The sequence below is a fragment of the Citrobacter sp. Cpo147 genome, from assembly GCF_030332405.1.
GTDB lineage: Bacteria > Pseudomonadota > Gammaproteobacteria > Enterobacterales > Enterobacteriaceae > Citrobacter > Citrobacter portucalensis.
The window spans coordinates 1,456,589-1,478,169 of record NZ_JAOWHX010000030.1 but is presented as its reverse complement, the minus strand read 5'-3'; the positions used below and the strand labels follow the sequence as shown (position 1 = coordinate 1,478,169).

General features: G+C 51.6%; 16 protein-coding genes. 2 read left to right on the top strand and 14 right to left on the bottom strand.

What is annotated here, in order from left to right; all coding sequences use genetic code 11:
• Positions 1-75 precede the first annotated feature (75 nt).
• The 10 genes from OGY06_RS09595 to puuD form a co-directional block, all read right to left on the bottom strand.
• Positions 76-933 carry a hydrogenase expression/formation protein gene (locus tag OGY06_RS09595; RefSeq protein WP_286605213.1) on the bottom strand — a complete coding sequence of 286 codons (858 nt, stop codon included), beginning with the start codon at positions 931-933 and terminating at the stop codon, positions 76-78.
• Complete coding sequence (gene hyaE / locus OGY06_RS09590) at positions 933-1,334, bottom strand: hydrogenase-1 operon protein HyaE (RefSeq protein WP_257661382.1); 402 nt, start codon at positions 1,332-1,334, stop codon at positions 933-935. The genes OGY06_RS09595 and hyaE overlap by 1 nt, the downstream gene beginning before the upstream one ends.
• Positions 1,335-1,339: 5 nt before the next feature.
• Positions 1,340-1,921, bottom strand: a complete 582-nt coding sequence (hyaD, locus tag OGY06_RS09585; protein WP_286605175.1) for a hydrogenase 1 maturation protease — start codon at positions 1,919-1,921, stop codon at positions 1,340-1,342.
• A complete protein-coding gene (gene hyaC, locus OGY06_RS09580; RefSeq protein ID WP_286605173.1) occupies positions 1,918-2,652 on the bottom strand; it encodes a Ni/Fe-hydrogenase b-type cytochrome subunit in 735 nt (244 codons plus the stop codon). The genes hyaD and hyaC overlap by 4 nt, the downstream gene beginning before the upstream one ends.
• 18 nt (positions 2,653-2,670) lie before the next feature.
• The gene (gene hyaB, locus OGY06_RS09575; protein WP_063941955.1) at positions 2,671-4,464 is read right to left on the bottom strand and encodes a Ni/Fe-hydrogenase large subunit; all 1,794 of its coding nucleotides are present in this window, start codon (positions 4,462-4,464) and stop codon (positions 2,671-2,673) included.
• On the bottom strand, positions 4,461-5,588 hold the full coding sequence (gene hyaA, locus OGY06_RS09570; RefSeq protein WP_032934533.1) for a hydrogenase 1 small subunit: 1,128 nt from the start codon (positions 5,586-5,588) through the stop codon (positions 4,461-4,463). Before hyaA ends, hyaB begins: the two co-directional genes overlap by 4 nt.
• A gap of 208 nt (positions 5,589-5,796) precedes the next feature.
• Positions 5,797-7,077: an NAD(P)/FAD-dependent oxidoreductase gene (locus OGY06_RS09565; RefSeq protein ID WP_003830874.1), complete on the bottom strand. Its 1,281-nt coding sequence runs from the start codon at positions 7,075-7,077 to the stop codon at positions 5,797-5,799.
• A gap of 2 nt (positions 7,078-7,079) precedes the next feature.
• Complete coding sequence (puuC, locus tag OGY06_RS09560; RefSeq protein WP_048226397.1) at positions 7,080-8,567, bottom strand: aldehyde dehydrogenase PuuC; 1,488 nt, start codon at positions 8,565-8,567, stop codon at positions 7,080-7,082.
• 138 nt (positions 8,568-8,705) lie between these two features.
• On the bottom strand, positions 8,706-9,263 hold the full coding sequence (gene puuR, locus OGY06_RS09555) for an HTH-type transcriptional regulator PuuR (RefSeq protein WP_003830877.1): 558 nt from the start codon (positions 9,261-9,263) through the stop codon (positions 8,706-8,708).
• 25 nt (positions 9,264-9,288) lie between these two features.
• Positions 9,289-10,053, bottom strand: coding sequence for a gamma-glutamyl-gamma-aminobutyrate hydrolase (gene puuD / locus OGY06_RS09550; RefSeq protein WP_003830878.1), 765 nt, complete (start codon positions 10,051-10,053; stop codon positions 9,289-9,291).
• Between the two features lie 212 nt (positions 10,054-10,265).
• Between puuD and OGY06_RS09545 the strand changes: the two genes are divergently transcribed.
• Both OGY06_RS09545 and OGY06_RS09540 read left to right on the top strand, forming a co-directional pair.
• Positions 10,266-11,684 (top strand): glutamine synthetase family protein, encoded by a 1,419-nt coding sequence (locus tag OGY06_RS09545; RefSeq protein WP_003830879.1) that lies wholly within the window; start codon positions 10,266-10,268, stop codon positions 11,682-11,684.
• Between the two features lie 343 nt (positions 11,685-12,027).
• Positions 12,028-13,416: an APC family permease gene (locus OGY06_RS09540; RefSeq protein ID WP_149334955.1), complete on the top strand. Its 1,389-nt coding sequence runs from the start codon at positions 12,028-12,030 to the stop codon at positions 13,414-13,416.
• Positions 13,417-13,535: 119 nt separating this feature from the next.
• Here OGY06_RS09540 and OGY06_RS09535 read toward each other — a convergent pair whose 3' ends face one another.
• The 4 genes from OGY06_RS09535 to OGY06_RS09520 are packed head-to-tail and all read right to left on the bottom strand — an operon-like array spanning position 13,536 to position 21,124.
• Positions 13,536-16,025, bottom strand: coding sequence for a CFI-box-CTERM domain-containing protein (locus tag OGY06_RS09535; RefSeq protein ID WP_286605171.1), 2,490 nt, complete (start codon positions 16,023-16,025; stop codon positions 13,536-13,538).
• Positions 16,018-17,235 carry a dynamin family protein gene (locus tag OGY06_RS09530; RefSeq protein ID WP_257661387.1) on the bottom strand — a complete coding sequence of 406 codons (1,218 nt, stop codon included), beginning with the start codon at positions 17,233-17,235 and terminating at the stop codon, positions 16,018-16,020. The genes OGY06_RS09535 and OGY06_RS09530 overlap by 8 nt, the downstream gene beginning before the upstream one ends.
• A gap of 1 nt (position 17,236) precedes the next feature.
• Complete coding sequence (locus OGY06_RS09525) at positions 17,237-19,411, bottom strand: dynamin family protein (protein ID WP_286605169.1); 2,175 nt, start codon at positions 19,409-19,411, stop codon at positions 17,237-17,239.
• A gap of 21 nt (positions 19,412-19,432) precedes the next feature.
• On the bottom strand, positions 19,433-21,124 hold the full coding sequence (locus OGY06_RS09520) for a dynamin family protein (RefSeq protein ID WP_286605167.1): 1,692 nt from the start codon (positions 21,122-21,124) through the stop codon (positions 19,433-19,435).
• Between the last annotated feature and the right edge of the window lie 457 nt (positions 21,125-21,581).

The window sequence follows — 21,581 nt, the reverse complement described above, 5'->3', positions numbered from 1 at the left end:
GCATTAGAGAGTGAATAGGTAAGGAAGAAAACGCCAGACCCGCAGTAGAAAAGTACGCGGGTCTAAAGAGGGGGATCAGGCAGGCGGGCCGGATCCCAGCCAGCCGCAGACTTCATCCAGGCGCTCGAGCGAGTCGAGCAGATCTTCCGGTGCGGCCAACACCAGTTCCGGCAACGGACAGATCTCATAACTCTCAAGCAGAAGCCCTTTCAGGGTATCCAGACAGCGAACATACCAGACATGGCGCAGCGCCGTGGCGTCGATTTGGCTCTCGCCGTAGCCGATGGTGCGGATTTGAATGTGCCCTTCGCCGCACAGGCGGGCAAGGAACAGGCGATCCGCGTCGCTAATCGGCAGTTGGGTGAGGTTAATGCTATGGGGTTGCGCTGCAGGATCGCGCACGTGCGCCAGCAGTTCCTGGGCCAGCGTCAGGCCATTCATCAACCCATCTATAGGCGGAGGCAGCAGGCTATCGTCCGGCAGCGTATTGATTGTTGCCGCCTGCCACAGCGCCCGTGGTGCGCTGCCTGCTTCCAGATGTTCCTGCCATTGCCCCTTGTTATTCTGACTACGCACCCGCCAGATACCGCAGAAAATCGACTCCTGAATCTCGCTCGCCCTGCCGTCAGCATGCTGAATGCGCACGGAAACTTCGCCTTCGCCAAGTAGCGTATTCAGAAAGGTGAGATCGTCTGCATTGAGCGCGGATAAATCCCATCCCAGTACGTCCTGTTTAGCGGGAATTCTCTGGGTGAGCTGGTGGCGCACATCGGCTAACAATGCCATCACCGCCGGGCTGTGCGGGCAGTTTTCCAGTGTTGCCATGCTGGGGTCGCTGTTGACCTGGCAGGTGAGGGGCAAGGGGTTCATGCTGAAGCTGTCATCACCCGGCTGCGTTCCTGGCCCCAGCAGATGAAAAAAGGAATCGCTCATCATGCAGACTCCGGCGGTATACGTTCTTCAACGAAGGGACGCATCAGGTTGAGCAGGTCGGCCCACGGGTGGATACCGCTGAGAATGCCGCGCAGCTCACCCTGGGTAAACACCAGGGTAGCCGGAAAACGGAACACGCCAAAGCGATCGCCGATCGCCTCGCTGTGTTCAAGATCCGCCATGGCGATGTGCCAGTCAAACTGGGGAAACTCGCGGAGCAACTCGGCAATCATGACCGGGTTATCGCTGACTTCCGGTGTACGGCGAGGATCGCTACTGAGCAGGACCACGCCATCACGCACGCGGGTTATCCAGTCATCCAGTTCAGATGCGCTCAGAGGATGCCAGCCCCTGGCCAGCATTCGCTGCCATAGCGCAGAAAACGGTTGGTCATTCAACATGTTAATTATCTCTCCAGCGTTACGCGATACTGGCGAATACGCACGCCTTCATAGTTTTCCATCGACAGACATTCATAGTTCAGGCAACGTGTTTCATCGCTTGTTTGTGGCGCAATGCCCCACGCGGCCAGTTGCGTAAGCGCGGCCTGTTCTGCCGCCGGGAGCTGAGCGCGCGCGATGTCGGTCAGGCTGCCGCCATAGTCGTCCAGCTGTACCGGCTGTAGTCCCACCAGAGCGATGTGCGCGGGGAGATGGGCGCGAATATCCGCCAGAGCCAGCACTTCAGAGAAGCTGTTCTGATGCAGACTCATTTTTTTGGCGCTGAGGTAGCTCGGGACTTTGTCTCCGGCGTAAGTTTGCAGGGTGCCTGGTGCGAGCCCGTAGTCGATGGCGTCAAGCAGCAGCAAATGGCTGGCCTGCTCAACGTAGCCCAGCAGATTCAGTCCCTGCGTGCCGCCGTCAACAATCTCTACCGATTCTGGCCAGTGATAATGGGCGTACAGGCGCTCAGCGAGACGAATACCAAACCCTTCATCTGCCCACAGCAGGTTGCCTAAGCCCATCACGATGACGTTAGGTTCGCTCATGACGCCTCCTTATCGTGCTGGCCTTTGGGAAATTTATGGCTACGAAAGCCGTTAATCATGGTTGAGATGACGGTCTCGTCAGACATGATGTCCTCACGAATCGCCATATACACATGGCCTACGATGAAGGCGGCGATGAACCACATCCCTAACCGATGCCAGCTGTGGATATCGAGAGAGTTTCCGCCGGTCCAGTAGAAAAACTCCGTCACATAGCGGAAAGGGGTAAAAATGGCGTACTGGCTATGTTCGCTGTATAAGGCAAAACCGGTGAGGATCATAAAAACGGAAAGCAGGAAATAACCGCACATCGCCGCCTGCGCGATGGGGTTATGACCGATATCATCTCCCGGTTTTTTTTCCAGAAACAGATACCAACGCACCACAGAATACGCACCCTGCCACCAGCTGCGTCGCCAGACCGGCACGATAAACAGTTCGCGTGAATAGCGGTTACCGACGAAGGCCCAGTAAATGCGCATCAGCAGTATCACCGTGAATACCATGGCGGCGGCGAAATGCACCAGCCGGATGTCGCCCATGTAGAACAGATAAGTGGCCTCACCGCTGACCGACGGCAGCGGTCGGCCAATGAAGTATCCGGTCACCATCAGCACCAACATGCAGCCCACCGTCAGCCAGTGCCACAAGCGTACTGGCGCTTCAAACACATAGTGGCTGGTGGCGGTATCACGCGCCTCCCCGGCGCGTGGAGATGTTTTTCCAGTCATCGTTCCGTTCCTTAACGCTTAGCGAACCTGGACGGCGATAAGTTCGCTGCCGTCGTCGCCGAGTACGTGGGTTGAACATGCCAGGCAGGGGTCGAAGCTGTGCAAGGTGCGCAGGATCTCCAGCGGTTGATCCGGTATCGCCATTTGGGTGCCCATCAGCGCCGCCTCGTAAGCGCCAATTTGTCCCTTTGGATCGCGCGGGCTGGCATTCCAGGTGGTCGGCACCACGCATTGATACAGGTCGATCTTCTGGTCGCGAATCGATGCCCAGTGGCCTAATGCTCCGCGCGGCGCTTCGGTAAAACCGATCCCGCGACAGTGCTGCGGCCAGCTTTCAGGCTCCCACTTTTCGGTATTTGCGGTAGCCAGATTGCCGTTTTTCAGGTTGGTCATCAGCTTGTCGAAGAAATATTGCAACTTGCTCGCGGCCCACTGCGCTTCGTGCGCGCGACACAGAATACGTCCCAGCGTTGATTGCATACCCGATAGCGGCAGCTTGAGAGCGGACATCATGCGATCCACGGATTCAATCGTGGCGGCATCCCCTTTGTGATAGGCAATCAGCGTACGCGCCAACGGCCCAACTTCCATAGCGTGTCCCCGCCAGCGCGGGGCTTTAATCCACGAATAGCGTTCCTGTTCGTTGAGCTGCTTGATATCGGTATCGCTGCCTTTGACATCGCCCGGGTTATACCAGGGTTCAGTAATCCCTTCGAACGGATGACGGCCTAATTGATCGTCCGGATAACGATACCAGGCATGATCGACAAACTCCTGAATTTGCTGCTGATCGTCCAGGTCCACCGGCATGACGTTGTTAAAATCACCGTTAATCACCGCACCGCCAGGCATCAACAGGCTCTTCGCGCTGAAGTCATTGGCGATATCCGGGAACGCGCCGTAGCTTAAGACGCACTTATCAGAAAGCCCGGTGCCAATCTGGCTCCAGGGTTTATTGAACTGGCCGATAGCCAGCGCGTCAGGCACCATGACGTTGTTGATGAAGTCGGCGGTGCGGGTGATGATCGACTGCACCAGGTTCAGGCGTTCCATATCGACTGCGCCTACCGCGCCGCTCTGATCGATATTGATAGCGCACGGCATCCCGCCGACAATCCAGTTCGGATGCGGATTCTTACCGCCAAACACCGTATGGATTTTGATGATCTCGCGCTGAAAATCGAGCGCTTCCAGATAGTGGGCAAAGCCCATCAGGTTGGCCTCTGGCGACAGCTTGTACTGCGGATGTCCCCAGTAACCGTTGCGGAAAATCCCCAACTGACCGCCTTCGACAAATTTCTTCAGGCGATTTTGAACGTCAAAGAAGTAGCCTGGAGAAGACATCGGCCAGGCTGAAAGGCTTTGTGCCAACTGCGATGTGGCGCGCGGGTCTGCTTTCAGGGCATTCAGCACGTCAATCCAGTCCATTCCGGCTAACTGGTAAAAGTGCACCAGATGGTCGTGGCACCACAGCGTCGCCAGCATAATATTGCGAATGATGTTGGCGTTGTCGGGCACCTTGATGCCAATAGCGTCCTCAATGGCATAGACCGAGGCGAGCGCATGTACGCCGGTGCACACTCCGCAAATTCGTTCGACAAATGCCCAGGCATCGCGCGGGTCGCGCCCCTGTAGAATGATCTCCAGCCCGCGGAACATGGTGCCGCAGGAAACCGCGTTGGTGATGATGTTCTGCTCATTAATGTTCACTTCACAACGCATATGGCCTTCAATGCGCGTGATGGGGTCGACAACCAGGCGGCGACCGGCATTATTGACCGTATATCCCTGGGTTTGATACGAATTGCTCATGCCTGTTTATCCTTATTGTCTGGAGACTGTTGTCCGGCGTCGGCTAGTTGCTGTTTGTGGCGGTGGTGTTGATTGACGGCGCTGGCGACTGCGTGAACACCGACACCGGCCGCCACGACGCCTAGCGCGGTGAGGCCCACGGTATCGGCGGTTGAATGCGTTCCCATCTGTGGAATATCGACCACGCGGCTGTAGAACGAACCGCGATCCCAGAAGCCGTTTTCCGAACATCCCAGACAACCGTGGCCGGACTGGATGGGGAAGGAAACGCCACCATTCCAGCGGGTGGTGGAACAGGCGTTATAGGTGGTTGGCCCTTTGCAACCCATTTTGTACAGGCAATAGCCTTGGCGGGCAGCGTCATCGTCCCAACTCTCAACGAACTCCCCGGCGTCAAAGTGGGCGCGGCGGTAGCATTTGTCGTGGATACGCTGACCATAGAACATCAGCGGACGACCCAGACGGTCGAGTTCAGGCAACCTTCCAAACGTCACCAGGTAGGTAATGATGGCGCTCATGACATCCGGAATCGGCGGGCAGCCGGGCACTTTCACGATCGGCTTATCGGTGATCACCTTATCGATTGGTGTCGCCTGGGTGGGGTTAGGCCGGGCAGCCTGCACGCAGCCCCAGGAGGCGCAGGTTCCCCAGGCGATAATCGCGCTGGCACCTGCCGCGGCTCTTTTTAGCTTTTCAATAAAAGGACGCCCGCTGCTGATGCAAAACATCCCTTGCTCGCCCAGTGGAGGATTACCTTCGACTGCCAGAATATATCGGCCGTGGTAGCGGCTCAGAATGTCTTCAAATACCTCTTCGGCCTGCGTTCCGGCGGCGGCCATCAGCGTGTCGTCGTAATCGAGGGAAATCAGGGAGAGGATGACGTCTTTGGCAAGTGGGTGAGAGGAGCGGATAAATGATTCGGTGCAGCAGGTGCATTCCAGCCCGTGGATCCAGACTACCGGGATCCGGGGTTTGTTCTCCAGCGCCCATGCAATTCTGGGCGTCATTCCGGCTCCCAACCCCAGCGATGTAGCGGCGAGGCTACAATATTTGAGAAAACTGCGTCTGCTTACGCCTTTGCGACGCATCGCCTGATAAAAGGTCTCCTCGTTATTCGTATTCATAACACGCGTTTCTTCCCCCGTTGAGTTCTGGCGCATGCCGCCAGCGATATCTAAAAAAGCGTATCCGATCGGAAGGGAGAAACAATGCAAAGAGTGTGGTTATGTCCTATTGCGGTATTTTCGTACCTGTTATCTGTTTTTCGCTTTCCAGGAATAAAAAAACGCACAGGGGGGACCGCCCTGTGCGTCGGGTTTATCGCGGAAGAACTTAAACCCCAAGGCGATCGCGTAAGCTGTAATATGCCGCCCCCATGGCGGTAAACGGAATGCGCAGGCTGCGGCCTCCCGGGAACGGGTAGTGCGGCAGTTTGGCGAACGCGTCAAAGCGCTCGGCATCCCCACGCAGCAGTTCGGAAATCAGGCGTCCTGCAAGGTGAGTACAGGTCACGCCGTGGCCGCTGTAGCCCTGCATATAGTAGATGTTGGTATCAAGACGGCCGAACTGCGGCATGCGAGACAGCGTTAACAGGAAATTACCGGTCCAGCGGAAATCAATTTTTACCCCCTGTAATTGCGGGAAGGTCTTCAGCAGTTTCGGCATCACCAGACGCTCAATATCATCCGGATCGCGAGCGCCATAGACTACACCGCCGCCGTACAGCAGGCGGTTATCGCCGGTCAGACGGTAGTAATCGAGCAGGTAGTTACAATCTTCCACGCAGTAGTTTTTCGGGATTAGCGAGCGCGCCATCTCCGCCGACAGCGGTTCGGTGGTTAATACCTGCGTGCCGCACGGCATACTGCTTTTTGCCAGCGCAGGCTCCAGTTTGTCTCCGAGGTAGGCGTTGCCCGCGACGATCACAAAGCGGGCCGTCACCTGACCTTTTTCAGTGCTGATCACTGCAGGGCTGGTGTGCTGAATACGGGTGACTGGCGACTGTTCGTAGACGCGTCCGCCGTTCAGACGAATGGCGTTAGCTTCGCCAATCGCCAGGTTCAGCGGGTGAATATGACCACCGCTGTGGTCGAGCAGCGCGCCGACATAACGATCGCTGCTGACTTCGCGACGAATTTCACTACTGTCTAACAGTTCAAGCTGCGTGTTGCCGTAGCGTTCCCAGTTCGACTTCTGCTCTTCCAGCGTTTCCATCTGTTTGTGGTTCAGCGCTACAAACAGCCCGCCGGGACGATAATCGCATTCGATCTGATAACGCTTGATGCGTTCGCGGATGATATTGCCGCCTTCAAACATCATTCCACCGAGCATTTTAGCGGCGTCCGGGCCATAGGTACGTTCGATAACGTCGATATCGCGACTGTAGGAGTTCACCAACTGACCGCCGTTACGTCCGCTGGCCCCGAAACCAATACGCGCGGATTCCAGTAGCACCACGTCGTAACCCATTTCCGCTAAATGCAGGGCGGAGGAGAGTCCGGTATAACCACCGCCCACCACGCAAACATCACAGCTAACCGATTCGCTAAGGGTTGGAAACGGTTCGTACTGATTGGCGCTTGCGGCGTAATAACTGCTGGTATGTTCAGTCATGATTAAGACTCCAGGGAGATCCAGATGGTTTTCAGTTCGCTAAATTTTTCCAGCGCATGCAGGGATTTATCGCGTCCGTTACCGCTTTGCTTATAACCGCCGAACGGCACGGTCATATCACCGTCGTTGTAGTTATTCACGAAGACTGAGCCGGCTTTCAGGCGACGGCTCATACGGTGGGCGCGCGATAAATCACGGGTCCAGACTGCGGCGCCGAGGCCGTAGTCACTGTCGTTGGCTAACGCCAGGGCTTCGGCTTCACTGCTAAAACGGGTGACGACCAGTACCGGGCCGAAGATTTCATCGCGGCTGACGTGGGCCTGCGGTGCGGTATCGACAAAAATAGTCGGACCGATAGCGGCCGGATGTACGTGGCTGCGGCCATCCAGCGCCAGCGTGCCTTGCGCTTCACCGTCGCGGATAAAACCGTGCACGGTGTCGGCATGCGCATTGTCGATAAGCGTGCCCATCGTGGTTTCCGGATCCAACGGGTTGCCAGGCTGCCAGTTTTTCGCCTGCTCTTTCAGCAGGGCGATGAACTCGTCGGCAATACTCTCTTCCAGCAGCAGGCGCGTTCCGGCGATACAAACCTGGCCCTGGTTATAGAAGATACCTGCCGCTGCATTAGCGGCGGCTTTCGGCAGATCCGGACAGTCGGCAAACACGATATTGGCGCTTTTACCTCCGGCCTCCAGCCAGACGCGTTTCATGTTGCTGTCGCCAGCGTCTTTGAGCAGTTGCTTGCCGGTACGGGTCGAGCCGGTAAAGGTGATCACATCAACATCCGGATGCTGTGACAACGCCTGGCCCGCTTCGTGACCATACCCGCTAACAACGCTGAGAACGCCATCGGGCAAACCTGCTTTTTTAGCCAGCGCAGCCAGGCGAATGGCGGTCAGCGGTGATTTTTCGGAAGGCTTGAGGATCACGCTGTTGCCCGCCGCCAGTGCCGGGCCGAGTTTCCAGCAGGCCAGCAGCAGGGGAAAATTCCACGGTACTATGGCCGCAATCACGCCCACCGGTTCGCGCACAATCAGTGCCAGATCGTTCACCGAGGTAGTGGCAACTTCGCCATAGACTTTATCTATAGCTTCGGCATACCAGCGGATGGCGCGCGCCGCGCCGGGAATATCATCACGCAGGCTATGGCGAATCGGTTTACCGGTATCGAGCGTTTCCAGTAGCGCCAGCTCCTCGTGATGCTGCTCCATTAAATCGGCGAGTTTGTGCAGTACCGCTTTGCGCTCTGCGGGTGATGCTTGCGACCAGTCTCCGCGTTCAAAGACGGTACGGGCTGCGGTGACCGCGCGGTCCACATCCGCTTTTTTACCGCGGGCGACTTTAGCCAGAGGACGTTGTCCTGCCGGATCCAGCGTAATAAAGGTTTCGTTATCAGCGGCGGCACAATATTCGCCGTTAATAAATAAACGGGTCTCTGGTGAATAATGGCTGGCTTTCTCACGCCAATATTTAAGATTCTGAAAGTTCATAGCTACTCCTTTTATATCAATAAGATAAAGTTCGTTGCTGATCTTTTTCAGGCAAAATCAGGCTGCACGATGCCCCAGGGATGTACCCTGTTAATGCGCGTTATTTAAGAAGGCCTGAGAAACTCAGGCCGCTACTTATTAGAAAGTGGTGGGAGTGTGGGCACTGATGATGCGGCAGATCCCTGCCGAGGTGTTGCTGAAACTGTGTGGTATGCCAGTGTTAATGGCATAGCTTTGTCCTGCAACAAGAGGATACGTTTGACCGTTGATGGTCAGTATCACTTCACCTTCCAGTATTGTGCCAATCTCTTCACCCTGGTGTTTAATTCTCTCCCCGGTTGTCGTACCTGGCTGATAGGTTTCAAACATCATTGCCAGCGTACGATTCGGATTTCCGTTGTGTACCAGCTTCATGGATACTCCCTGACTCCCGATCTCAATCAAATCATCCTGATTGATAACCACCTGCGGTTCGTCAGGCTTTTCCGGTTCCGCGAAGAACTCGGAGAGCGACAGCCCATATACTTTCAATAGCTTTTGCAGCGTACTGATGGCAGGACTGACTTTATCCTGCTCTATGGTGCTGATGGCGCTATGCGTTAACCCAGACAGTTCGGCGGCACGACGCTGCGAAAGACCCAATTGCTGGCGGATCTCTGACAAACGTTTACCCGGCGCCAGGCCGTCATCGCTCATAATTGCATTTCCTTAACTGTAGTGGTCAGAGTCGCTGTTTTTCAGCGAGGTGGTTCTGACAAGCGGTGATAAAACCTTCAAGTAACAAACGCGACAGGGCGTATTCGCTACTGTTCCATTCCGGGTGCCACTGCACGCCGAGCGCGAAAGGATGGTCATGGACGCTGGCAGCTTCCACTAATCCATCCTGCGAGCGTGCTTCCACGCGCAGCTGCGGGCCAAGGGTTTTTGCGCCCTGACCATGCAAGGAGTTAACCCAAAACGTGCTGCAACCTGGTATTAACTGAGATAGCAATCCTCCCTGTTGAACCTGGACTTCATGAGATGGCGCATATTGCTGCTCCACCGGGAGTTCCGCATCTTCACGATGTTCCAGGAACTGTGGATGATCGCACAGGCGACGATACAGAGTCCCGCCAGTGGCGACAACTAATTCCTGTAAGCCCCGGCAGATGGCGAAAATGGGAATGCGCCTTTCGAGCCCGGCGGTAATTAGCGCCATGCTCAGAAGATCACGCCCGGGATCGGCGTCAGACTCATCGCCATTTTCACCATAGAGGTGCGGCTGCACATTGCTTGGGCTTCCTGGCAGGAAGATACCGTCCAGTTTTGGTAACAGCGCGTTCAACAATTCGGGTTCCGCAAGCGCATGGGGAAGCGCTATCGGTAATCCACCGGCATTTAATACCGCATTCAGGTACTTTTCTTGCAGAGTCTGGGTCTGGTGACCCTTAAGCCTGTTCCTACACATCACTACACCAATAACTGGCTTGTCAAATATATTGCCCATGATCGACCTCACGTTTTGGAATAAATTATTGCCAAACGGTTCCTTGTTGTGCCATTCCGTTCATTATTTTCTCAATCTAGCAGCGGAATAACCTTCTAGCAAACTTAATTTAACATTTGACAAACAATTTGTTTGCATCCAGAGTCGAAGGGTGGACATTATATTTAACAGTTAAATCACAGAACAGCTTACCAGGCCAACGGCGGTGAATCATGGAAACCAATATCGTAGAAGTTGAGAATTTTGTTCAGCATTCTGAAGAGAGACGAAGTAGCGCGTTTGCGCGCGAAGTTAAGCAGTATCTGGAACGCTATCCTAATACGCAGTATGTGGATGTGTTGTTAACCGACCTTAATGGCTGTTTTCGCGGTAAGCGCCTTCCCGTTGCGGGATTGCATAAGTTAGAGAAAGGCTGCTATTTCCCGGCATCCGTTTTCGCGATGGATATTCTGGGCAATGTGGTCGAAGAGGCGGGATTAGGCCAGGAGCTTGGCGAACCGGATCGGACCTGTGTACCCGTGGCAGGTACGTTAACCCCTTCGGCTGCCGATCCGGAATTTATTGCGCAGATGATGCTGACGATGCTGGATGAAGATGGCGCTCCCTTTGACGTTGAGCCGCGGAACGTACTAAACCGACTCTGGCAGAAACTTCGCCAGCGCGGTCTGTTCCCCGTCGTAGCGGTAGAGCTGGAGTTCTATTTACTCGATCGTAAGCGCGATCCCGAAGGTTATCTGCAGCCGCCATGCGCGCCGGGAACGGACGATCGTAATACCCAAAGTCAGGTTTATTCGGTTGATAACCTGAACCATTTTGCTGATGTGCTGAACGATATCGATGAACTGGCCCGTTTGCAGCTGATCCCGGCTGACGGCGCGGTGGCTGAAGCCTCCCCTGGGCAGTTTGAAATCAACCTCTACCATACCGACAACGTGCTCGACGCCTGCGACGACGCACTGGCGCTGAAACGTCTGGTACGGCTGGTGGCAGAGAAACATAAGATGCATGCCACGTTTATGGCAAAGCCTTATGAGGAGCATGCCGGTAGCGGGATGCATATCCACATCAGCGTCATGAATAACAAAGGTGAGAACGTTCTGGCTGATGCGAATGGCGATGATTCCGCGTTATTAAAGCGTGCGCTTGCCGGGATGATTGATCTGATGCCCGCGTCAATGGCGCTGCTGGCGCCGAATGTGAACTCCTATCGCCGCTTCCAGCCGGGGATGTATGTTCCGACTCAGGCTTCCTGGGGGCATAACAATCGTACGGTGGCGCTGCGTATTCCCTGCGGTGACCGTGATAACCATCGGGTTGAATATCGCGTAGCGGGGGCTGATGCCAACCCGTATCTGGTGATGTCGACCATCCTGGCAGGGATCCTTCACGGTCTGGATAACGAACTGCCATTACAAGAAGAAGTAGAGGGCAACGGTCTGGAGCAGGAAGGGCTGCCGTTCCCGATTCGCCAGAGCGATGCACTGTGGGAGTTCATGCAAAATGACAGTCTGCGTGAACTATTGGGTGAGCGGTTTAGCCATGTGTATCACGCCTGTAAAAACGATGAGCTTATCCAGTTTGAACGTCTGATAACCGACACTGAAATTGAGTGGATGCTGAAAAACGCCTGACCGTTGTACAGGTCATTGAAAAAGAAGTCGCATCATGCGGGCTGAGCGGAGCCAGCCCGTAAAAATTGCAGGAATACCTGCCATTTCCCGGATGTCGCGTAATGGAGCGCGGGCGACAACGGGTCTTCAGATAACCGACAGAGTTTGTGACGAGGAAATGTGATGATGCCAATGTTTAAAAACCTGCCCCGCGTGAGTATTCATGGCTCCCGCAGTAAATACGGACCGCATCTGTGCCGTACCACATTGACGCCTTTTTTATGCCATTCCTCCCCGACACGACCCAGGTCTGCTGTACCCACGTTTCGAACGCAGATCTGGACTCGCAGCGGGGAGGAAAACTATGTCGACTAACTCTTCTGCAGATCATTCTGTCCAGCCAGGCAAAGCACAGCTGCGTAAATCCCTCAAGCTGTGGCAGGTGGTGGTGATGGGGCTGGCCTATCTCACGCCGATGACGGTGTTTGACACCTTTGGCATTGTTTCGGGTATCAGCAATGGCCATGTTCCGGCCTCCTACCTGCTGGCCCTGGCGGGAGTACTGTTTACCGCCATCAGTTATGGAAAGCTGGTGCGCCAGTTTCCACAGGCCGGCTCGGCCTATACCTACGCGCAAAAAGCGATTAATCCGCATGTCGGGTTTATGGTCGGCTGGTCGTCACTGCTTGACTACCTTTTCCTGCCGATGATTAACGTACTATTGGCGAAAATTTACCTTTCCGCGCTGTTCCCGGGGGTCGCGCCATGGATTTGGGTGGTGATGTTCGTCGCGATCCTCACCGCGGCCAATCTGAAAAGCGTTAATCTGGTAGCGAACTTCAATGCGCTGTTTGTACTGGTGCAGGTGGCGATCATCGTGGTGTTCATTTTCCTCGTGGTGCAGGGGCTGCACAAAGGGGAAGGGGTTGGGACCGTCTGGTCGCTGCAACCGTTTATCAGCCAGAATGCGCATTTGATCCCGATTATCACCGGGGCGACCATTGTCTGCTTCTCGTTTCTCGGCTTTGACGCGGTGACGACTCTCTCCGAAGAGACGCCGGATGCTGCGCGCACCATTCCGAAAGCTATTTTTCTTACCGCGCTGTACGGTGGGCTGATCTTCATTGCCGCCTCGTTCTTTATGCAACTGTTTTTCCCGGACATTAGCCGATTCAAAGACCCGGATGCGGCGCTGCCGGAGATTGCGCTGTACGTCGGCGGCAAGCTGTTCCAGTCTATTTTCCTGTGTACCACCTTTGTGAATACGCTGGCTTCAGGTCTGGCGTCGCATGCCAGCGTTTCGCGTCTGCTGTACGTGATGGGCCGCGATAACGTCTTCCCGGAGAAGTACTTTGGTTATGTCCATCCCAAATGGCGTACTCCCGCGTTGAACGTCATCATGGTTGGGATTGTGGCGTTGTCGGCCCTGTTTTTTGACCTGGTGACTGCCACGGCGTTGATTAACTTTGGTGCGCTGGTGGCCTTTACGTTCGTTAATCTCTCCGTGTTTAACCACTTCTGGCGTCGTGAAGGACGCAAGCATACCTGGCAGGAGAAGCTGCACTATCTGGTATTGCCAATGGTCGGTGCCGCCACGGTTGCCGTACTGTGGGTGAATCTGGAGGTGACATCGTTGACGCTGGGACTGGTATGGGCCGGGTTAGGGTTGGTGTATCTCGCCTGGCTGACCGGACGGTTTCGCAAACCGCCGCCACAGTTTGACGCCGCGAAATCTGAGCGGGCATGGGAGTGATGGATATGTCGTTTTAAGTAGTACCAACGGGAGCGCATCATCAGAATGCGCCCCCGTTCTGAGCGTTGACAGCTGTTAACGAGGCTCTAAACACAGGGTTTACATAGTCTTAACCTTAACTAAAGGTAGGTTTTCATTAATGTTGTAACGAGTTTTATATAAAGTTCTTTTGCTTCCTGGTGACGCCCAGCCTGCAAGAGGTCATAGCCCGGTTTGATATAGTCATCCCACATTGATTGGTAGATCGCTTGAGGATTGGCTCTTGCGTCAATTTTTTCAAGGAGCCTGGGGGCAATTTGATAATACTCACCAACCAATTTTTCGCCCTCAGACTCCGTAAGCAGTACGTGGTCACGAAAATGGCGGAAGGATTGCAAAACTTCGCAATCGTCCTCATAACCCATTACGCGACAGGTTGCGGTGGTAAGAAAACAGCTGCTGTCACTCGAGGAGCTGGAATAAGAAGTATGTTCCGTACGCTGGTAAGTCGTGTTGTAGGTATTTTCTCTGCGGGCTTTCGCTTTTGCGGTCTCTTCCAGGCGCATTAGCATTTTTGTTGCACTTTTATCACCAGCACTGACGCTTTTTTGATAATAGGCTCTCGCCAAATCGAGATTTACCGGCTTACCGTCGCCATAGTGGTTCATCCTGCCTAATAAAGTCCAGGCTCTGGCCTGATGGCATTTTTCAAGGATTGCATATGCTTCGGTAAATGATTTTTGTAAGTGCAGCAAACTGCCGTAAATATAGCGATCATCGTCATCCAGAAATACCTCATTATTACCTTGAGTACCGCATGTAGTGTGCCAGAGATAATGATAAATACTGAGCGCATTTTTTCTCGCAGGGGTCATTTCCTGTGACGGCACATATTTGTTGTACTCCATCCTGGCGATCATTTTAAGCGCGTCCAGATGCCCTAAGGCTGCAGCAATGCGTAAATGAAGATGAGCGTTATCCTTGCGATTATCTTTTATAAATTGGCATCCGAAGCGATAATTAGCGCCGGGATGTAGGGCATTAGCCAGATAACGCAGGGTAGCTTCAGCTTCGGCGGGGGATTTTTTATCTATGCAACGTAATAAGAGGTCGCCGGCAAGGGGCTCGCCCAGCATATAAGCGCGACGAAGGTTTTTTTCGCCTTCGCTGGCGCGGGTTGTGAGTTTCCAGCAGCCAAGCGTATAAAATTCTTCACCTGTCCGGCATGTAATATTTGCGGCATAGCTCTGACCTGCTTCAGCATCGCTTACCTTCAGCGCGGAGCGAAAATGCAGACAGGTACGATAAATAAATTCGTTTTTGCAGCCACTCAGCACACTCAGCTCTGCCAGATGTGCGCTATTCAATGGCATATTGTTGAGTTCATTAATAAAGAGCTCAAGGATGTTCACATAAGGATAACCAGCGAGACGCATATCGCTGGCAAGACGTGTGGCCTTGCTTATTTGCTTCGCGTAACACAAAGAAATAAAACGCTGCTGTGCATATTTCCACTTTCGATCTCGCAGAGTGGAATGAGCATCTTTTCCGTGCAGGGCTGGGGCTTGTTGTTGTTCTACAAGCGTTTCAACTTCTCTGCACTGGCTTAACAGTTGATCCAGACTCTGGCGATAGCGTTGAGCAGCATCTTCAAGCGCATCACATTGTGTTTTCATTTGTAGCATCATCGTTTCGATAACTTCACTGGCCTGCGGGTCGGTGTCGTTTTGCACCAGATCAGCATTCGCGTTAACGATAATTTGTTTACTGCGTTTTATCTCGCCTTCCAGCCAAAGCAGTGGTTCGTCGAAAATAGCTTCAAGCTCGCGATAAATGCCGCTGTTAACCGTAGGACGTAGAGAGGTTCGTTCAGGCGGTAGCGTTTCCTGAATGGATAATTTTGGAAACATGCTTTTTAGTTCAGCGGATTGCCCATCACCAATCGATACCAGATGAATTTGCGCCGTACTTCCGGTTTGTTCAAGTATATTCAGCGTACGTTTTATTAGATATTGCGATCTGGCCGGTAAGACAATAGTGTCCGCAACGTCCAAAAATCCATTGAAATAGAGCGAGTCCGGCGAAGCCCGGTACGGAATGTCGACCAGAGTAACTGCAGGTCCTGCGCCGGGTACTGCGAGTGCAAATGCGGAAATAAAATGATGTAATTCCCCTTTATGCTGTCGTGTTTTTTCAAAGGTATCAAGGATGGCTGATTCGTTCATTGGGCAACGCTTTTGATAAAGCGTGATACCGCCGTGACAGGCATGCGCGTATGTGCGGCTCATCAATGTCGGAATTGTATCATTCGCCCGGTGGAAACGTCGGGATTGAGTAAAAGCAGGCAGCAATGTGTCGCGTTCATGCCCTCTGAAGCCGATGTAACAGATTACATGATGATTAATTAGCTGGGGAAAGCGCAGCAAGACCTGAAGACGATCAAGGGCTTGTTGTTGCGCTAACTGAAGTACGGCTTTTTCCGGGTAGTTACTGGGTAATAAATGCTGTTCGATAAGTGTATCGCAGGCGGTTTTTAACAGCTTCCATGGGGTGGACCAGGTATCATGTTGCGGATCATCCTGTAGCAAGCTGACCAGCTCATCAAGAAAATGTGGCATCGCTTTATTCATATTTTAATAATTTTTCAATCTGAAGGTTAAAGGCTTTATTCTGACGAGCGAGATCGGCGATCTGCGAGTGGTTCAGGCTGTAGGCTTCGACCAACGATCGGATATATTGTGGCGATTCACTTTTCACAATACCGCGCTTGATTGGTGCGTTGATATGGTTTAGTGCATCGCGTTTATGTCGATTCATCCGCTGCCATTCGGCCTGCAGACTCAGTAATTCTTGCCTCATATCCTGACGTGCCTGTTGGTCATTACTGGCTTGGATAATAAAATCATGCAGCAGGGTTGCGCCTAAATACTCAGTGTTAAGCGTTGATGAAAAGGCCGTCACGCCGCAATACGCAATTCCGGCATTATCCAGTTGGTCTTTAAATGTATTGATGATGCTGTGTAGATCGTCTGTGGTTTTCCCATCTGCTTTGTTTAATACTACCAGGCAAGGATGGCTTAAATGCAGGGAATGAAGAAAGGTAATGTCACTCTGACCTAATGAACCATTATCGGCTGTCGCCAGCCAAATAACATAGTCACAATTGCTCAGGTGCTCCCTGGCAATTTTTTCATCAAACAACCGATCTCCCCGGTTTTCTTCATCATCATTGTTATATCCTGGGGTATCAAGCAGCGCGATATTCGGCCACGGGAAATCTGGCTGCCCAATGACTATTTTTTTGAGAATATCGGAGAAACCCAGCCCGTAGCTATCAAAAAAAACATGGGCAATGCTTTCCAACTCTTTCGCTTCGAGGGGAACTCGCGTTTCATTCGCTGTATAAGCCGTGATGGATGGACATTCCTGACTAACCAAATAGGTTGCTACCGCCGTCGTTGGGCGCTGGCCTGTTGGAAGGTGGCGTCGACCGGTCAGCATGTTGATAAATTGCGATTTGCCTGCGCTAAAACGTCCTCCCACGCCGACCAGACACTTGTTTTTAAGCTGCGGAAGTTGCGCTTGTTCGACGAATTTCACGCTTAAGGTACGAAATGCATTGACCAGGTTACGTTCACGTTCATCAGTCAGCGCATCTCGGCTGATAATTTCTGGCAGATACTCTTGTAGGCTGCGTCGTAAATGCGCGAAATGCTTCTGATTTTGCGTGTTGTTAGCATACAGGCGTAGTAGTAGCGCCAATGCGCTATCTTTCTCCAGTATGCTATCGCCTGCAATGTCTGGAGGTATTTCATCTGTGAATAAATCATCAAAATCCACCTCACACCTCCAGATGTGATAATTCGGCACGTAATTCTCGTAGTCGTGTTATCGTTTCGTCATAGTGAGCAATATTACTTTGCTTATCATTGTATTGGGCTGAGAGCTTATCGAGATTACTTTGGATAGACTTGCTGATATCGCCAACAAACATGTCATTTTGCTGATGAAGAGTTCTGATAAAACTAGCCTGTTGTTCATCAAGCGTATGTCTGATTTTCTTGCTTATGCTGTCTAATGCCTTTTCCAGGGCCACTTTTAGCTCGGCAATATCTTCATTCTTAACGCTGGCACCGAATTTATTCACAATACTGTCGATCTCGGCTTGTGGCTCGTAATGGGGAGGAGTGATACGCAGCTTATCAAGGCTTATTTGTAATGGTCCAAGAATAGTTTCTTTACTAAAGGTGACATCTGCCTCGTGGAAGGCTTCAAGTACATGTTTTTTCAACTGCGACTTTAAGGTATCCAGCGGCGTAAAATGTTCATAGGCGGTAATGATTTCCGCTCCGACGTTGTTAGTATATCGGCGTAACGTATTGATAATATCTGAAATTTCTGCCTGATGTTCAGTTACAGACACAATTCGGGTATGGGTTTTCTTCCAGAAGAACATACCGCTGGTTGTGGAGCGATCTTCATCATGGCTCCTACTGCTGACATTCAGTTCACGATAATTATCAATAAGCCCAATAATACGTAATTTAAGACGTTCAAATTCCCGGTGCATCTGCAACTCGGCTGTACTGAAATGGACATGAATATCAGCGTCAATTTTCTTAACACTCTGATTGAGCGCATTCATCCCTGACTGTAGGGTTTCCAGATCAACTGACGAAAGCGTCTCTTTATCGCTCAGGGCAGAGGTTTCGAGATTTTTAAGACAGTTGCGAAGCTCGCTTTTTTTACCACGGATCAAATCAATCTGATGTGAGTATCTGATCTGATCTTTTTTCTCCCGACACTGCTCCAGTTCCTGGTGAACTCTTTTTAATCCCGCGACGGAGCGAAAATCCTTCGCTTCATGTGGGGCGTTAGTAAAGCTTGCCAGGTTATCTCGGGTGAGTTGCTCTTCCTCGCTTAAAGGTAACTGTTGTTCCATTTTCCATGCGATACCTTCCAGCAAAGCCGAAACCAGGACTGGTTCCTGAGAGTCAAACCGACCTTTCATGGTGCTGACGACGTTTTGTCGTGTCGCCATAAAGGCATCCTTAAAAAAGGTTTTCTGGCCGCGATGATCCTGAATCGCCAAATCCATTTTACTGGCGATAATGGTGTGATGAAGAATGCCATCATTGACTAACTTATGTTTAATAAGATCCATATCCTGCTTGGATAGAAATTCTCCCGCATAAGAGAGGATCATGACGCAATCACATTGGCAGAGGAAATTAATCGTTTCCCGACTACGGGATACCACAGGATCGTTCAAGCCTGGGGTATCGATAATTTCGATATCGCGGAGTACGTCATGATTAAGGTTTAACTCAACATGGCGAACGAGTGGGGTTAAACGCCCACGAGATCCGATGTATTCACTGAGTTTTGCCTGGATATTGCTCAGGTTGTCAAAAGGGATAATCTGCTCTCCCTTTTCCAGTTCGCTGTAAACATCCAGCCCTTCTTTTTCAGCGGTTTTCTTGAGTTCGCGACAAGCGGCTAATTCGGGGGGAAGCTCGTGGATAATACTTTTGCGAACTCTTTCTTCGTTGAAGTGAATGGAGCTGTTTCGCAGATTATTGGCGTGATGAGTACGCGCTTCTGCCAACTTTTTGGCAATCATACTCTCAGCAGTTTCGGCGTCGCTTTCAATATCTTGCCAGTCCTCTGGGGAGTAGAAAACCAGTTTTGCACATTGTTCCTGGGCATAGCGTAGACGGGTAAGTGAAGCCGTCATTGGTGTCGCTGCTTTCGGTAAAATATTCTGTCCATTGAACAGAAGAGCATTAAGAAATGTGGATTTCCCTGCTTTTACCGAACCCACAATACCGATGCGCAATAGTTTACTGGCTTCGTCTTCAGCAGCGAGACTGCGGTGCATGTTCGCGAGTATTTGGTTTAGCTGAAAAAGCCCCTCTTCACGCAGAAAGCCTTTGTGAAGTGACAACTGGGTGTAGACGTTTTCCAGCGTTTGCATAAACGCGTGAATATTTTCGCGTGGGGTGAGTTGGTTCATGATTCATCTTCCCTGAAGATATTATGAATGTACAGTTGGTGAGTTTTGCAGTTGTTCTATTTCCCGCATGATAATTCGTACGCCATCAATTTGTGCGGACCAGCTATCTTGCCGGGCAAGCCACTCTGCTTCGTGCTGGCGCTTTTCTTCACGGCAACACTCAAGCGCCCTGCGGCTCTCTTCTATCCGGGTACGCCACTCTTCCTCAAGACTGGCGATCAGTTCCAGCTCAATTTCTGGCAATATATCGGCGAGCGCTTCACGTGCCCGGCGCCGGATTTCAGGGAAGACTTTCTCCAATAAGTTTTGCTTAACAAGTTCTCGCTTACGTTCTTCCGGATCGGAAAAGAACTTAATAATATCCGGTAAGAAAATGATCAATAACTCGACAATAGGGTTGATAACGGAAGTGGTTACTGCAAGGGCTGTGGAGATAAGTTTATACCAGCGACTTCCCTTACTGACGGTTGCCAGGGTTTCCAGAACCAGTACTGCCGTCTGCGAACCATTTTGCAGAATACTGCCAATATCAATGTTGTCACCACCGGTCTCATTTTGCATATTCATGATGATGTCTGAGAGATTGACTCGCAGAGCTTGGTTCAGGGAAGTGCGATAGACATCGCTTATAATCGCTGCCGTACGGGTCTGGAAAATATCCTCTCCCTGGACAAGGCAGTCATATAATACGTCAAGATTTCTCACCAATGCGTTATGTACATCTCCGCTGACTTTATCCATCGTTTCCTGACGAAGAGTCCCGGAAAGACGGCGTTTCTGGCGAGCCAGAGAGTCGTTCAACTCCTGATAAGCTCGTTCGTACTGATAAATTTGTGCGTCCAGGGCGCTGGGATCCTGCGTGCTGCTTTTGCGCAGCATAACGATATGATCTTTTAGACGAGATGCTGACGACAGAATCTGTCCAGCGAAATGGGTTATTTTGAGATCCTGAACATTTAACTGGAGTAAAGCGTTCTGCAGACGTTCGGCTGTATCTTGATCGTTACGACTTGCGCGCATGACGATCTGCGGCGGACATCCCATGTCGCTAAGTCTGCCTGCTATTTCTTCTTCTACGTTTTCCAACGATTCTGGCGTTGACTTATCGCACTTGGTCAAGACAAGGATTACAGGAACAGGCTGGAGAGCAATTTCATGGAGAACAGCCGCAAGGCTGGCGTGCAGCGTTCCGCTTTCTGCAGAAACGACCACAACGAATGCGGCGCCACGCTCTGCATAGCGATAAAAGGCATCAACGTGACGTTTTATTCCGGAATCGACTCCCGGCATATCTACCGGAATAAGCCCTCGCAAATCACGAAGACGAGAGGAAGGAAAGGTTAAGCAGGCAAACTGATCCTCCTGAGTTGCGTCATTATTTACCTCCAGTGCATTTTGCGGTGCATAGTGTACTTCTCTGACAGTGCCATCAGCCAAAGTAATAATCAAAGACTGCTGTTCGCCATACCGCAGTTCAGTTGCTAATGCGGTGGTCGGTGCCTGGTCAACGGGTAATATATTCTGCCCCAGCCAGAGATTGAGGAGAGATGATTTTCCCGCGCTAAAGACTCCAATTAGCGGCACAAAGGCGGAAAAATTCTTGATTTGATGTAATTGTGAGCATAAATCATTGGGAATTTGAGGTGCGGTAGATTCAAATTCTTTACTTATGCCGATAAGGCGCGTTAACGGTCCTGTCAATGCATCAGACATGTTCAACCTTTCCATTTATCAATAAGCTATAAACATATTAAAACGAGAATCACCCACTGTCTTCTAATTATAATTATTTCTTTAATATGTCTGTGGTGGCGGGACTCTGCAGAAAAATGGATACGAAATTTATAGGAAATTCTGCTACCCAGGTAGCAAAAATATATTTTATCTGGAAAAATTTCTGTGTGCCTTGAAAGTCAGAAATTATCAGTGTAAACGCGGACTGGTGGTATGGATGATATTTTAATGATTGATACTGTTTTACAGACAGGGAAGGCGAGTGGCGTACGTCTTTGCCGCCCCCTATGAAGTCTGACGAACGTACATTTTGTCATCGCAGAAATAACTTTCGCATACTTTACCTGACATAAGCGAAATAAAATAATAAATAACCCACTTAATATTATTGAGGTTAATTTTAAAATTACTTTGCTATATATTTACTAGCTGAATT